Source organism: Hymenobacter convexus, assembly GCF_030580955.1.
GTDB lineage: Bacteria > Bacteroidota > Bacteroidia > Cytophagales > Hymenobacteraceae > Hymenobacter.
The window spans coordinates 183504-198027 of record NZ_JAUQON010000009.1; the positions used below are offsets into that span (position 1 = coordinate 183504).

The following is a 14524-nucleotide window of genomic DNA, read 5'->3' on the forward strand; positions in this document are numbered from 1 at the left end:
GCATAAAATAAGGCCGTCCTGCTGAGCGTAGCCGAAGCATCTCTACCGCGTAAGTAATTAATTACTGCAGCACGTGAGATGCTTCGGCTGCGCTCAGCAGGACGGCCTTTTAGCTATCTGATATTCCTTACTTACCCGGCCCGGCCACCACCGTCTGCATGGCAACTGGCGAGAGGTATTCCTGCGCCAGCGCCTGCAGGGTCGCGGCATCCGTGCTTTCGGTCTGTTGCACGAATTCGGTGTAGTAATCTGCCGGCAGGCCTAGGAAAACCAGGTTTTTATACTTGTCGCACTGCTCAAAAACCGTGGACAGTTCGTTAGCAAACTTGCCCAGAATGTAGCTTTTCACGGTTTCTAGCTCTTCTGCCGGAATGAGCTCTTCCTGCAGGCGGCGCAGTTCCATCTCGATTTCGCTCACCGCGAAGTCGGCGCTTTCGCCCTTCACATCAGTGCCGATGACGAGTGAGGTGCCCTGTTCCCGCGGGGCTACGCTGGCATAGATGCCGTAAGTCAATCCCTTGTCTTCGCGGATGTTGCGCATCAGGCGCGAACCGAAGTAGCCACCCAGCACATTCACTAGCAGTTTGAGGCGGTGGGTGTCGGGGTGCGTGGGGCTGGGCCACAGCCGGCCCATGCGGATGGACGCCTGCAGGCTGCCCGCCACCGGTACCCGGCTCGGCGCGCCCGGCGCAAAATCCGGCTGCCCGGCCGCAGCCCGCGCTGCCAGAGCCACCCCTGCCAGCCCTGTACTGAAAGCATCGGCCACTAGGGCCTGCTCGGCAGCCACGTCGCCGCACAGGAAGATTTCGGCATTGGCCAGCCCGTAGGCCGCGTGGTGAAACGCCCGCGCCTCGTCGGCCGTGACGGCCTGGTAGGCGTCGGCATCAAAGGCGCGGCCGTAGGGCGTTTCGGCCCCAAAGAGCAACTCGTTGAAACGCTCAGAAGCCAGGAAGCTGGTTTTCTGGCGCTCCACGCGCACGTTCTGGATGGTGCGGGTTTTGAGCTGCTGCAACTCGTCGGCCGAGAAGGCGGGGTTCTGAATTACGTCCATCACCAGCGGCAGCAGCGCCGGCAGGTGGCGCGTGAGGCAGTACAGCGTGAGCGTGGAGCGGTCGAAACCGGCGTCGCACTCCAGCGACGCGCCGTAAAAGGCCACTTCGTCGGCAATCTGGCGGGCGGTGCGGGTGGTGGTGCCCTCCAGCAGCATGCGGGCCGTGAGCGAGGCCAAGCCGGGCTTGGGCTCGGCCAGTTTGCCGGCCCGGAACACGGCTTGCAGGCGCACCACCGGCTGGGCGTCGTTGGCCAGCACGTGCAGGCGGGCGCCGCTGGGCAGGGCCTGCACCGCAGCGGGGGGCAGCGCCACGCGGGCCAGGGGTTGAACGGGAGGAGCTAGGGTGCGGTCAAGCATTTGCAGGAATCGAAAATCGATGAGAATGAAATGAATAGAAAAAGAACGTCATGCTGAGCGCAGCCGAAGCATCTCTCCCGCAATAGTAAACCCTGTCGATTGGGTTACTGTTGCGGTAGAGATGCTTCGGCTGCGCTCAGCATGACGTTCGGTTGATTGCAATCAACCCAGCCGTTTAGTTCGAGGGCGTGTCGCCGCTGGTGCCACCGGCGCCGTTCTCGTCGAAGGCGTCGGCCAGCTTGTTCAGGTTGAAGTGCAACGACACCCGAATGGTTTGGGCCAGCGGGTTGTTTTGCGAATTGTTGCCGGTGGGCACCAGGTAGGTGCCATCGATGCCGAACACCTGGTAGCGCACACCCAAGCCCAGGCTCACGTACTGGCGGTCACCTTTTTTTGGGGCTTCGTAGAAGTAGCCGCCGCGCGCATACAACAGGTCGTTGTAGTTGTATTCCAGACCCGTCGAGAGGTTAATTTCGCTCAGCTCTTCCTTGAAGCCGCCCGGCGCATCATGAAACGAAGAGAAGATGGCCCCTACAATGGGCTGGTTATTACGCTCCACGTTGATAGCCTTGATGCGCGGGTCGTTCTGGCTCACACCGTCCTCGTAGTACGGCGAGGGCACCAGCAGCTTCGTGGCGTCGAACACCAGCGTGATTTTGTTGTACTGGTCGATTTCGCGCGTGAGGGCCGTACCCAGCTTCAGCTGCGTGGGCAGAAAGCTCGGGTTGGTGGGGTCCGAGTAGGTCATCTTGTTGCCGATGTTCGAAATCGTGCCCCCGAAGGCGATGTTATACAGGCCCGTGCCAATGGTCACGTCCTTGTGATAGTACGCGCCCAGGTCGACGGCCACCGACTGGCCGGGCTTGGCATCGCTGCTGCCAATGGCCCCGATAAGGTTGGAGCGGATGTAGCGCGCCGAAGCGCCCACGCCGAAATTATCGGTCAGCTGCAAGCCGTACGATACCGTGAGGGCGTATTCCTTGGGGTTGAAGGAACCATTGGGTAGGTTCTGGCCGTCGCGGTAGTCGATATTACCCAGGTCGAAGTACATGAGCGAGGCACCGAAGGCCGAGCGCTGGCCCACCTTGGCGTAGCCCGAGAGGTACGACAGGCTCATGTCGTCGGTGATGTTGCGCAGCCAAGGCGAATACGACATCGACACGCCGTACTTGTACTGCTCGAAGCCCAGTTTGCCCGGGTTGAAGTAGGCCGAGTTGGCATCGGGCGACGTGGCCACGCCGGCCTCGCCCATGCCCGAAGCGCGGGCGTCGGGGCTGAGGGTAAGAATGGGCACGGCCGTGGTGATGGCGTGGGGGTCGAGCTGGGCGTGGGCCGTGCCGGCCGAGGCCAACAAGCTGGCAACCAGCGCCAGGCGCGAACGGGAAACGAGTGACTGCATACTGGTGGGAGAAAAGGCCATTGGCGGCCCGGGCGCAAATAAAAACGGATTAATTGAGGATGACGAGTTTTTCGTATTTCGAAGCGGTGCCGTTGGTGGCCGAACGCACACTGAGGCGGTAAACGTATACGCCGCGGGCCAGTTGGTCATTGAATTCGTCGCGGCCGTTCCAGGTAATGCTGCTCTGGTGCGACTCCGTGCTTGGCACCGAGGCCGTGAGCGTGCGCACCAAGCGGCCGGCCACCGTGAAAATCTGAACCTGCACGTCCAGCATTCCCGATTCGCCGCCGGCCTGGTTGTGGTCGAATAAGAACGTAGTAGCGTTGGCAAACGGATTGGGGTAGTTCAGCACGTGGTCGAGGGCCAGCTTTTCGTTGGTGGCCACCACAAATTCAATTTCCTTCTCGGCCGAGTTGTTGTACGTGTCCCAGGCCTTGAGGCGCAGCGAGTGCGGGCCGTTGGCCAGCCCTTTGAAAAGATTGTTGACCTTGCCCGAGCGGAAGTCGCCCACGTTCGACACGTACGCATCGTTGAGCACGAGCTGCTTGCTGACGTCGTTGTCGACGGTGGCCGTGATGTCGTGGCCAATGCCTGCGCCCGTGGTGTTGATGCCGCTCGAGTCGCTCAGGAAGGCCAGCAGCGTGGTGTTGGGGCCCGTGAGGCCACCAAAAGCAAACGACTCGCTGTCCATGTACAGCTTGATTTCGGGCGGGGTCGTGTCGGTCGGCACGCCGCGGGCGGCACCGCCCACCTGCTTGAACTGGTAGCCGTGAGCATCCACGCGGCGCGTGGCATCGGAGGCGTAAAGGCTCACTTTGCCCTGGCCCACGTTGTAGTTGATGTCCTTGGGCACCACAAACGTGAGGCTGAACTCGCCGTTCGTCACGTTGGCCTGGCCGCTGTAAATCACGCTTTCCTGAATTACAATCGGCTTCGGTCCGTCGTTGGGGTCATTGGCCTGCTCATCGCCGAGGGTCATCACCGTGGTGGGCTTGTCATAAATCGTCACCTGAGCGCGGCCTGTGAAGGCCGTATTCTGTGCATTGTTGTTCAATACTTTGCCGTGCACCCGTACGCGGGCCAATGCCTGCACCGTATCGGCCGGCTGCCACTGCCCCGCAACGCGCCGCCGGATGCTGTCAAGCACCACCGTTTGCTGCGGGTAAGCCAGCGTCATGCTGGGGTCGGCCAGCAAGGTGTAGTTGCGGCTGTTGAGGTCGGAGTTGAAGCCCGGGCCGTGAAAATCGTTCTTGCTCATCATCACGATGGTACCAATGCTGGGCACCTTGCCGTTGACGGGCTGTAGCACACGGTTGAAATAGGCCTGGTTTAGGCCGGCGTTCTGGCCCGCATCGACCACGCGCACGGTGGTAAACAGGCCGATGGCGCCGCCCGTGGTGTTATCGGTCAGGGCCTGCTCGCCGGCCGAGGTAAAGTCGGGGTTGTCGAAATAGCTGAAATCGCAGGTGCCGGTGGTGAAGAAGGTAAAATTGTTGGGGTTGCGCAGCCCCAGCACCGAAGCATTGGTCAGAATCTGCTCGTCGGCCCAGCCCTTGGGGCCGCCGTGGCCCAGGTAGTTCACAATCAGCGAGCCTTGCTCAATGGATTGGTCGATGGCCCGCTCGGCATCGGGCGAGCGTTGGCCCGCCGATAGCGACACCTGCGGGTAAAGGTCGAGGTAGACCTTGTGCACATTGTAAACCGGGTAATTATTCTTCAGGCTATTGGCCACGATTTCCGAGCCGGCGCCCACAAACAGGTCGCCGTTGCCGTCATCCGATACCAGCGTGATGCGGTTGCGCCATTTGCCGTATGAATCCGGCGAGTCATAGGCAATAATCTTATCCACTACCTGCCGGGCCTGGAGGCTGGCCTGGGACACGTCCGTCCACTTGCCCTTGGGCGTGCGCACTGGCAAGCGGCCCACGCCCAAATCCAGCAGCTCGCTGCTGTTGCCCTCAAACCACTCGCCCTCGTCGTCGTCGAGCAAGGCGTAGTAGTCGTCCGAGACGTAGCTCACCCCGCCGTAGAACGGGGCAAATGACTCGCGCGACTCGTAAGTGGGCACGTAGTTCTGGTTGAAGTTGTCGAAGTCGGCGTCGGTGCGGAACGGCACCCGGGCACCATTTTTCCACCAGTCCGGCTCAAGCGCTCTGTCGTTGTAGGGGTCCGATTTGTAGTCAAACGACGCATCGCCGAACAGCAGCAGCTCCATCTGCTTGCCGGCCGGCGACCGGTCGTAGAGCTGCTTCACAAAGTCGCGAATAGCCGTCACGTCCTGCCCGCCCGAGCCGTACTCGTTGTAAATCTGCGGCGTGGTCACCACCACGGCCTGTAGGTTGTCGTGAGTGCGGCGGTGGTTGGCCAGGCGCTGCGCCTCGGCCTGAAACACCGGGTGAGTCACGATAATCAAGTCGGCCGACGTGATGGCGTGCAAATCCTGGTTGGGCACGCTGCCAAACTTGCGGGGCCGCTTGGTCAGGTTGCCATTGGGCAGGAAAGCCACGTATTCGCGCTGCACATCCGCCGGGGCCAAAAAGTTGCCGCTGCCATCCGGGGCGTAAGAAGCGGGGCGGCGGGGGTTGGTCACGTCCCACACCACTGCGCCGGTGCTGTTGGCCAGTGTGTACCGGTTGAGGTTGCCGGTCCCGATATTGCTCAGCGAGCGGAACTCGAGCTGCGCGTCGCTGGTGACCAGGCGCAACTGGCGCAGGGCGTTGATTTCGATGTAATCGAGGTAGCCGCTGGCGCTGCCGTCGCCGCTGTTGTAGGTGAGGCCCACCCGCAGCTCATTGCCGGGGTTGGGCAGGGCCAGCTGCCGCGTGGTGGTGGCCTGCGTGGCAATCGGAAAAAAGGCACTCTGCGTGAGCGCATTGAGCGGTTCGGTACCCAGAGCCGTGCCATTCAGGGTGAGCTGAAACGTGCTGGATGTCAGGTTGCTGCTGGCCATCAGCGCAGTAGTCACCTTCACCGGCGTGTTGGCCACCAGGTCCGGAATGCTAAAGGCGAATGTCTGCGTCTGGCCGCCGGGCCGGAAACCCTCTCCCACCCAGGTGCGCCCCGAGCGCAGCAGGTTGGCCATGTCGCGCTCGTAAAAGTCGCGGTACATGAACGTGGTAATGTTGGCGGGCGTGGCGCCGGCGGTGGGGGCGGGCGCCGGCGCCACCCGCCGGCCGGCCGTGTTGTCCACCTTCACGAAGTAATAGGTAGTGTCGGTATAAATGTTGTTGCGGTGCCGAAACACGCCGTCCTTGCCCTCCCAGGTATGGGCGCCCGGCGAGTAGAACAGGAAAAATTCGTTGTTATCGAGCGCAGGGCTGGTGTCGCCCACGAACAGGATGTAGTTTTCCTCCAGGTCGTCGGGGCGTTCCACGGCGCTGGCCTGGGGCAGAATCCCCATCGAGTTGCCGTAGATGTGCAGGTTATTCGGGTTGAGCGTTTGCACGTTCAAACCCATGTCGGCCAGCATGGCTTTATCGAGCTTGTAAATGCCGCTTTCGGCCACGCCTATCTTGTACCAGTCGCCGGTTTGCAGCACCGAATGGCTGGCGTAGGTATGAAAGCCGGTGCTGCGGTTGGCCGCGCCTTTGGCATCGGGCACGTACTGGTAGTCGAACGAAACGAGGCGTTCGGGCTGGCCCGACTGGGGGTTGCGGCGGGCCGGGCGCAGGCTCAGGCGCGTCACCGGGCGCTTCATTTCGGTGCCGGTAGAGAGCTGGGGGTCGGGGCCGGCGGGCAGCTTGCGCACGTCGAACATTTTGGCATCGGCCGCCGAAAAAGGCTCGTACACCAGGTTCAGCAGCTCGCCCTGCGTCACGGCGCCGCCCGTGAGGCGCAGCGTGAACCAGCCCACTTGCTCGTCCATGCTCATGTTGGCTTCGCTGAAGGTGGGCACCTTCTGCTTGCGCACGCTGCGGCTCGGCACTTCGGCGTAACCACCCCAGCGAATGGTGCCGTGGGTGGTGGTGAGCGCGCCCGATTGCGCGCGCGCCGGGGCCGCCGCTCCTGTCATCAACCCCGCAACTGCAACAAAGAGAAGAAAAAGACGCATATACGCTCTGTTAAAACTTCAGTACCTTTTTGATAGCCGACCGAACCCTCGCCCGGCAACAGCACGGCCGGGCTTCCGGTTCACCCGCCAGTGCTATCATAACAATCAAATAGTCTATTTATTGCCCTTGGCGCTACGCCCCGCTGCGCGCCGCCGATTTCGGAACCGACAGCAGCACGTAGAGCAATACCACCAGCGGCACGGCCGCCGCGCCCAGTGCCAGCAATAATCCTGCCGTCAGCAGCAGAAAGATGAACCGGCGCCGGTTATCGCCCCAGCGCAGGTTCTTAAACTTCAGGGCAAACAGCGGCAGCTCGGCCACCAGCAGCCCCGAGAGCAGCACCGTGAGCCCCAGCAGCACCAGCGGGTTTAGCACCACGCCGCTCAGCCCGAACTGGTCGTGCGCGAGAATGAGCGGCAGCGAGGCCACCACCAGCGTGCAGGCCGGCGTGGGCAGCCCGATAAAGGAAGTCGTCTGGCGGGTATCGTTGTTGAACTTGGCCAGCCGCAGCGCCGAGAAAATGCTCACCAGAAACCCGATGTAGGGCACCCATACGGGCAGGCCGCCGCCAGCCACGCCGCGGCTCAGCAACTGGAAGAAGATGGCACCCGGCACCACGCCAAACGACACCATATCGGCCAGCGAATCGAGGTCTTTGCCAATGGCCGACGACACACGCAGGGCCCGTGCCACCAGCCCGTCGGCAAAGTCGGCGGCGGCGGCGGCGGCCACAAACCAAGCCCCCGTTTCCAGCTGACCGGCAAAAATATGGGTGAGCGCCAGGCAGCCACACAGCAGGTTGAGGCAAGTAATGGCGTTGGGCAGGTGTCTTTTCATTTAACAGTTAATCAATTAACATTTAACAATCCGCTATTCTTCAACAGGCTCAATTACCAGAAACCAGCCAGCGCCGCTTCCCGGCCGCTGGTCTGTGGAAATGATAAATGCTAATTGAGAAACGGATTGCCACGGCGCTCCTCGCCGATGGTAGTGGCCGGGCCGTGGCCGGGATATACCACCGTGTCGTCGGGCAGGGTCATGAGTTCGGTTTCGATGCTGTGGAGCAGCTCGGCGTGGTTGCCGCCCGGCAAGTCGGTGCGGCCGATGCTACGCTGAAACAGCACGTCGCCGGCCATGAGGGTGGCCGTAGGCGCGTGGTAAAACACCACGTGGCCGGGCGCGTGGCCCGGCGCAAAGCGCACTTCCAACTCAGTTTGGCCGAAGCGCACGGGCTGGCCGGCCACCAGCTCGCCGGTGGGCTCGGCGGGCCGGTACTGCGGAAAGCCGTAGTTGGCAGCGTAGGTGGACACGGCGCGCAGGGTGGGCACATCGAGGCGGTGCACCAGAAACGGGGTGCCGGGCCAGGTGTCAAGCACGAACTGCGCGCCCAGCACGTGGTCGATGTGCGAATGGGTATTGAGCAGCATCACGACCTGCAACTGGTTGGTTTCGATGTAGCTGCGCAGCGCTTGCTGCTCGGCAGCGGTGTAGCAGCCGGCGTCCACAATGGCGCACTGCCGGGTAGCGTCGTCAATCAGCAGGTAGGTATTTTCGGAGAATGGATTGAAGGCAAAGCCGGCAACTGTCATACAAAGTAGGGGATTCGAAGCAATGCGGAAAGGTACGACGCTGCGCTTAATGAGAAATTGAGTGTGGAGAAGAAAGAACCGTTGCCGCGGCCGAGGACTTAACGAGTAATTGCCCCACGAAGAGGTGGGAGCTCCTCAATTCATTCGCGTTTGCTTAGTGGAGAGGCTTTACATTTGGCTCATTCTTAATTCATCTACCCTGGATTATGTACACTAACAAACTGGCTGCGCTGGCCCTTGTGGGCGGCACCCTGCTCGTGGCCGGCTGCCGGCATGACGTCCCCGCGACGCCCGAACCCGACCCGTGCGCTGGCGCCAAGGCCAACCTGCTCAGCTTCCGCTTCCTGGAAAACTACGGCACGCCCACCCCCGACACGGCCTTCACCAAGCAGACCATCACCTTCGAGGGGCCCGGCGTGCCCTACACCGCTTACGAGTGGCAGATTGGGGCCGACCCGCGCCCCTTCACCCAGCGCAAGTTCGCCCTCTACTTCCCGGACGCCAGCGTGGGCCCGCTGCCCGTGCGCCTCATCGCCCGGCGTCCGCCCAACACGCGCTGCTTCGCCAAGGACGACGGCGTGGACACCCTCACCCAGGTGCTGACCCTGGTGCAGCGCACCCAGCGGCGCGCCCCCGTCTACGGCAAGTTCCTCGGCGCCAACACCGACGCCCCGCGCGACACGTTCACCATCCGCGTGTTTTCGGGCCCCGGCTACCAAACGCCCCCCGACCCCTTCGCAGCCCCTTACGACTACCTGCGCAACCTGGGCCGCGGCTGCCAGTCGCCCTACTTCGATATAGGGCTCACTTGGCGCGGCATCTTCTTCAATTACGGAAGAATTGATTTTGGCTGCCTATATGAATCGGGCACCGGTTATCTCACCACCCGCGACTCCATTCGCATCGACTACTCGCAGTTCGAGTCTGCCCAAAACCTCAAGCGCGTGAACCGCGTGTTCAAGGGTCGGCGCGTGCGGTAGGCTTTCTGTTTCAGCCGCTTCAAAGCGGTGGCAAAGGCATCAATACTTCCTGTCCGTTATTCCTTCAAAATTCCACATGAAGACTTGGCACCTGTTTCCGCTTCTGCTCCTTGCTCAGCTTGCCCTGGCTCCTGACGCGGCCCGGGCCCAGGCGCCAGCCACTACCGCAAGCCCGTCGGCACCGGCCGGGACGCTGGTGGTGGTTTATTTCCGGGAGAAGGACTACCGGCTGTTTGAGGCTAACTTCGACACTGATGGCCAGTCCATTGGCGGGCTGGATGAGAAGCAGCTGAATAAAGAATTCAGCCGCACCAACTCCACGGCCAAGGTGCTGAACTTCGTGGCGCAGAACGGCTACCGCCTGGTTAGCTTCACCCCCCTGGACGGCGAAACCTACGATGGCCGGGGCGACGGGTTCGGTGGCTACACCGCCTTGTTTGAGCGGTTGAAATAGCGGACCCTGCGCCCCGCCCCAAACTGCCCACGCCTAATATTGCGCATTTTGAATTAAGCCCGTCGTCCTTACCTTGCCGGCCATGACGGACTGTGATTTTCTGGTAGTGGGCCACGGCATTGCGGGCGCCACGCTGGCGTACGTGCTGCGCCAGCGAGGCCACCACGTGCTGGTATTCGACCCCGGCCAGGCCAACTCGGCCTCCAACGTGGCGGCCGGGCTGATGAACCCGGTGGCCGGCAAGCGCTTCGCCCTCTCGTGGCGCGCGGCCGAGCTGCTGCCCTTCGCGGGCGCCTTCTACCGCGAGCTGGAGCAGCGTTACGACCAGGTTTTCTTTCACGCAACCCCGATTTTCAAGCTTTTTGGCTCCGTAGAAGAGCAGAACGCCGTGCTGGCCCGCAGTGCCGACCAGCCCTGGGACGGCTTCGTGGCCGAACTCACCACCGCCGACCCCGGCCTGCCCGGCGTGCACGCGCCCTTTGGCGGGGCCTGGCTGCGCGGCGGGGGCCACGTGGCCGTGCGCGAGCTGCTGGCCGCCCTCGCTGCCGAGGGCACCCGCGATGGCTGGCTGCGGGCCGAAGCCTTCGACTGGACGAAGCTAAAAACCGACGCCGGCGGCGCCACCTATGCCGGCCGGGTGCGGGCCCGCCACGTCATCTGCTGCGAAGGCGCGGCCACGGTGCGCAACCCCTACTTTGGCTGGCTGCCCCTCACCCCTAACCAGGGCGAGGTGCTGGATGTGGAATGCCCCGACCTGGCCGATGCGCAGGTGCTCAACCGCGGCGCTTACGTGGTGCCCCTGGGCGCGGGCCGCTTCCGCGTGGGAGCCACCTACCGCTGGCCACCGTTTGCCGAGGGCATCACGGCCGTGGCCCGCGAGGAGCTGGCAGCGCGCCTCACCGTCATCACCGACCTGCCGTTTGTGGTGGTGGGGCAGCGGGCGGGCGTGCGGCCCGCCGTGCGCGACCGCCGGCCGTTGCTGGGCCCCCACCCCACGGTGCCTAATCTGAGCTTTTGCGGCGGCTACGGCTCGAAGGGCGTGATGCTGGCCCCGCGGCTGGCCGCACTGCTGGCCGACTGGCTGGAAAGCGGGGCCGAAATCTGGCCCGATGCCAGCCTGCAGCGCTACAACGCGCTGCGGCCGGTTGGCGTAATTTGAGTAGTATTGAGGCATGGGCGAAAGTTGCCGACATTCGGGGCGCCGGATGGGAACATTTTTGCGCTAAATGCCTTTACTTCAACGGACCCACCCGGCTGGCCCATTGGGCGGAACCTTTCGCCGGCTCCGCGAACTTCTAAGCGTTACCGCGGACTAGAATCCGCCTTTGCTCGTTGCCTTTGCTATGACCATTCCATTATCCACCAAGCGCACGCTGGGCGTTCTGGCGCTGCTACTGCCCCTCTTCTACTCCCCCGCGGCCCGGGCCCAGACGGCGCAGGAGCCCTTTGGGCGGGTGCGCATCCAGTACAAGCAGTTCAACTGGCAGCAGCTCAGCACCCAGAACTTCAACGTGATGTACTACGAGGGCGGCGAGGCTAGCGCCCGCCGCGCCGCCGAGTACGCCGAGAAGGAGCTGCAGCGCATCACGGCGCTCATCGGCTACTACCCGTATTCCAAGACCACGCTGCTGTTTTACAACTCGGTGGGCGACCTGCGGCAGAGCAACATTGGCCTCACGGCCACCCTGCAGCAAATCAACGGCGGCGAAACTCCGCTGGCCCGCATGAGCAAGGTGCAGATTGCCTTCGGCGGCCAAGAAACCGAGTTTAAGCGCGAGCTCAGCACCCAGATAACCCAGGTGCTGCTTAATGATATGATGTACGGCGGCTCGCTGAAGGAAGTGCTGCAAAGCAGCTACCTGCTGCAGCTGCCCGATTGGTTTATCGGCGGGGCGTCGGCCTACGCGGCCGAGGGCTGGAGCGTGGACATGGACGGCTACATGCGCGACATGACCAAGCAGTACCCTACCGGCAACCGCACGGCGCCGTTTTTCCTGCGCAATTCCACGCTGGCCGGCCAGAGCATCTGGAACTACGTGGCCGAGCGCTACGGCTACACCACCATTCAGAACATCCTGAACCTGACGCGCATCACGCGCGACATTGAGGTGGGCATCAGCTCCTCGCTGAATGTGCCGTTTAAGGTGTTTCTGAAGGACTGGCTGACGTACTACCGCGACCAGAACGGCGCCCAGGTGGCCTCGCTGGTAGAGCCCGACAGGAAGTTCCGGCTGGGTGGCCGCAACCGCCACGCCGATGTGTTCTCGCAGCCCATTGTAAGCCCCAACGGCCAGCTGGTAGCCTACGCCCAGAACGAGCAGGGCCGCTACCGCGTGATGGTGATGAACCGCGACGGCTCGCACCGCCGCACCCTGAGCCGCGGCGGCTATAAAACCCCTGACCAGCAGATTGAAACCCGCCTGCCCGTGCTGGCCTGGCGCGGCAACTCGCAAGTGGCGGTAGCCGAGATGAGCCGGGGCAAAATGACCCTGCGCCTGCGCGACGCCGACGGCCGTGGCCTGGTGCGCCGCGTGACCGAATCCATCCGCTTCTCGCGCCCAGCTTCTCTGTTCGAGCCCTACGACCAGATTCTAAGTATGAGCTATTCGTCCGATGGCAAGGCCCTGGCGTTTAGCGCCGTGCGCAACGGACAGAACGATATTTACCTGCTGCGTGCCGGCAGCCGCCAAGCCGAGCAGCTCACCAACGACTTGTTCGACGACGTGCAGCCGGTGTTCCTGCCCAACGGTCAGGGCATCGTGTTCAGTTCGAACCGCTACCTGGATTCGGCCGGGCGGGCCCGGCCGGCCGCCTTCCAGAACGTGGTGAACAACTACGACCTGTTTGAGTATCACCTCGACGGGCGCGAAATCCCGGTGGAAACGCTGGTGAGCACGATTTCGAACGAGACGCGGCCCCGCGCTATTTCCGACGATGAGATTCTGTACTTGGGCGAGGAAAGCGGCGTGCGCGCCATCTACCGCTATTCGCTCAGCACCAAGCAGCGCGGTATTCTCACCAGCTGGCTGCCCAACACCCAGGATTTTGACTACAGCGCCATCACGAAAGCCCTGGTGTTTGTCGCGCCGACTCAGTCGCGCGACATTCTTTACCTCTACCCAGAGTATGCGCTGCCGGCTGCGGCCCTGCCCCTCACCAAAACTGCCCGCCAGCAAACGCTGGAAGACCGGTCGGCCCCGCCGCGCACGGTAGCCCCGCCCAAGCCGGCCCCAGCGCCCGCGCCCGTGGCCGCCGCCCCGGTAGACTCGGCCCGCACGCCCGCCCCGGCCAAGACGAAGTCGACTGGCCAGGTGAACACCAGCGACTACCAGTTTGAGGAAGACGAGCCAGCGCAAGCTGCCGCCGCCAAACGGCGGCGCATGACGCCTACGGCCGCCTCAACGGCCGCCGCCGCCGCCGCGCAGGCCCAGATTGATACGCCGCTGAGTGGTCCGTTCAAGTACGACACGCGCTTCATGGCCGACAACGTGTCGACGGCTCTTTACATGGACCCGCTGCTGGGTTTGGGCCTGCAGTTTAAAGCCTCGCTGACCGATGTGTTGGAAAATCAGCGCATTGATGCCAGCATCTTTGGCCTGTTTGACCTGCGCACCAGCAACATCCGGGTGGGCTATACCAACCTGACCAAGCGTTACGACTGGGGCGTGGCCTACCAGAAGCAGGCCTATTTCTTCGGCATTGGCTCCTACAACTACCGCTACGGCCGGCACGAAGTAGCCCCCACCATTGCCTACCCCCTCACGCACAACCTGAGCGTGCGCGGCGGCCCCCGTTTCGTGAACATTTCGAGCACGCAGCTGGGCGATGTATCGACCGAAAACGACCAGACCACCAACTACATTGGGTATAACGGCGAAATCGTATTCGACAACAGCATCAATACCGGCGTGAACATGGTGGTGGGCACCCGCCTGAAAGCCAGCCTGCTGAGCCTGAACAGCCTGGGTGACAAGAGCCTTAGCTTTAGCAAGTTTGTGATTGACCTGCGGCACTACCAGAAAATCAGCCGCTCTATTATCTGGGCCAACCGGGCCAGCTATGGGCAGTTTTTCGGGCCGCGGGCTCAGGTGTTCCGTATCGGCGGCATGGACGATTGGTTGATTAACGCCGACTATAGCCAGGCGCGCTTCCTGCCCGCCTACTCCGCCCCCGACCAGGTGCTCAACCAGGATTTCGTGACCAACCTGCGCGGCTTCAACTACAGCGCCCGCAGCGGCCCGCGCTATGTACTGTTCAACAGCGAGCTGCGCATTCCGATTGTGCAGTATTTCGCGCACCGGCCCATCTATTCGGGTTTCTTCCGCAACCTGCAGCTCACCGGCTTTGCCGATGCGGGCACGGCCTACTCGGGCACCAACCCGTTCGGCGTCGACAACTCGGCCAACACCGTGAACGTGAGCCCGCAGGGCAACTACTTCTCGGCTACGGTTGTCAACTTCCGCAACCCCCTGCTCATCGGCTACGGCGTGGGTGCCCGTACCACGCTGCTCGGCTTCTATGGTAAAATGGACGTGGCCTGGGGCCAGGAAGACTACGTGACCAAAGGCCCGAAATTCTATTTCACGCTGGGCTACGACTTCTAAGCAACGGCGGCTGGGCTACCTACTTCGCCTGCAATATT

At 62.6% G+C, this 14524-nt stretch carries 9 protein-coding genes; 4 read left to right on the forward strand and 5 right to left on the reverse strand.

Going from position 1 to position 14524, the window contains the following annotated elements; genetic code table 11:
• Positions 1–127: 127 nt before the first annotated feature.
• From Q4S41_RS18765 to Q4S41_RS18785, 5 genes are all read right to left on the reverse strand, one after another.
• A complete protein-coding gene (locus Q4S41_RS18765; RefSeq protein ID WP_305032668.1) occupies positions 128–1408 on the reverse strand; it encodes a M16 family metallopeptidase in 1281 nt (426 codons plus the stop codon).
• Positions 1409–1583: 175 nt separating this feature from the next.
• Positions 1584–2807, reverse strand: a complete 1224-nt coding sequence (gene porV / locus Q4S41_RS18770) for a type IX secretion system outer membrane channel protein PorV (protein WP_305032669.1) — start codon at positions 2805–2807, stop codon at positions 1584–1586.
• A 49-nt stretch (positions 2808–2856) separates the two neighbouring features.
• The gene (porU, locus tag Q4S41_RS18775; protein ID WP_305032670.1) at positions 2857–6858 is read right to left on the reverse strand and encodes a type IX secretion system sortase PorU; all 4002 of its coding nucleotides are present in this window, start codon (positions 6856–6858) and stop codon (positions 2857–2859) included.
• A 133-nt stretch (positions 6859–6991) separates the two neighbouring features.
• On the reverse strand, positions 6992–7696 hold the full coding sequence (locus tag Q4S41_RS18780; protein ID WP_305032671.1) for a CDP-alcohol phosphatidyltransferase family protein: 705 nt from the start codon (positions 7694–7696) through the stop codon (positions 6992–6994).
• Between the two features lie 110 nt (positions 7697–7806).
• The gene (locus tag Q4S41_RS18785) at positions 7807–8448 is read right to left on the reverse strand and encodes an MBL fold metallo-hydrolase (protein WP_305032672.1); all 642 of its coding nucleotides are present in this window, start codon (positions 8446–8448) and stop codon (positions 7807–7809) included.
• Between the two features lie 206 nt (positions 8449–8654).
• Here Q4S41_RS18785 and Q4S41_RS18790 point away from each other — a divergent pair, with 206 nt between their 5' ends.
• The 4 genes from Q4S41_RS18790 (at position 8655) to Q4S41_RS18805 (ending at position 14486) form a co-directional block, all read left to right on the forward strand.
• Entirely contained in the window at positions 8655–9428 is a 774-nt protein-coding gene (locus tag Q4S41_RS18790) for a hypothetical protein (protein ID WP_305032673.1), read from the forward strand.
• 76 nt (positions 9429–9504) lie between these two features.
• Positions 9505–9882 carry a hypothetical protein gene (locus tag Q4S41_RS18795; protein ID WP_305032674.1) on the forward strand — a complete coding sequence of 126 codons (378 nt, stop codon included), beginning with the start codon at positions 9505–9507 and terminating at the stop codon, positions 9880–9882.
• Positions 9883–9964: 82 nt separating this feature from the next.
• Positions 9965–11041, forward strand: coding sequence for an NAD(P)/FAD-dependent oxidoreductase (locus tag Q4S41_RS18800; RefSeq protein ID WP_305032675.1), 1077 nt, complete (start codon positions 9965–9967; stop codon positions 11039–11041).
• 184 nt (positions 11042–11225) lie between these two features.
• Complete coding sequence (locus tag Q4S41_RS18805) at positions 11226–14486, forward strand: hypothetical protein (protein ID WP_305032676.1); 3261 nt, start codon at positions 11226–11228, stop codon at positions 14484–14486.
• Positions 14487–14524 lie beyond the last annotated feature (38 nt).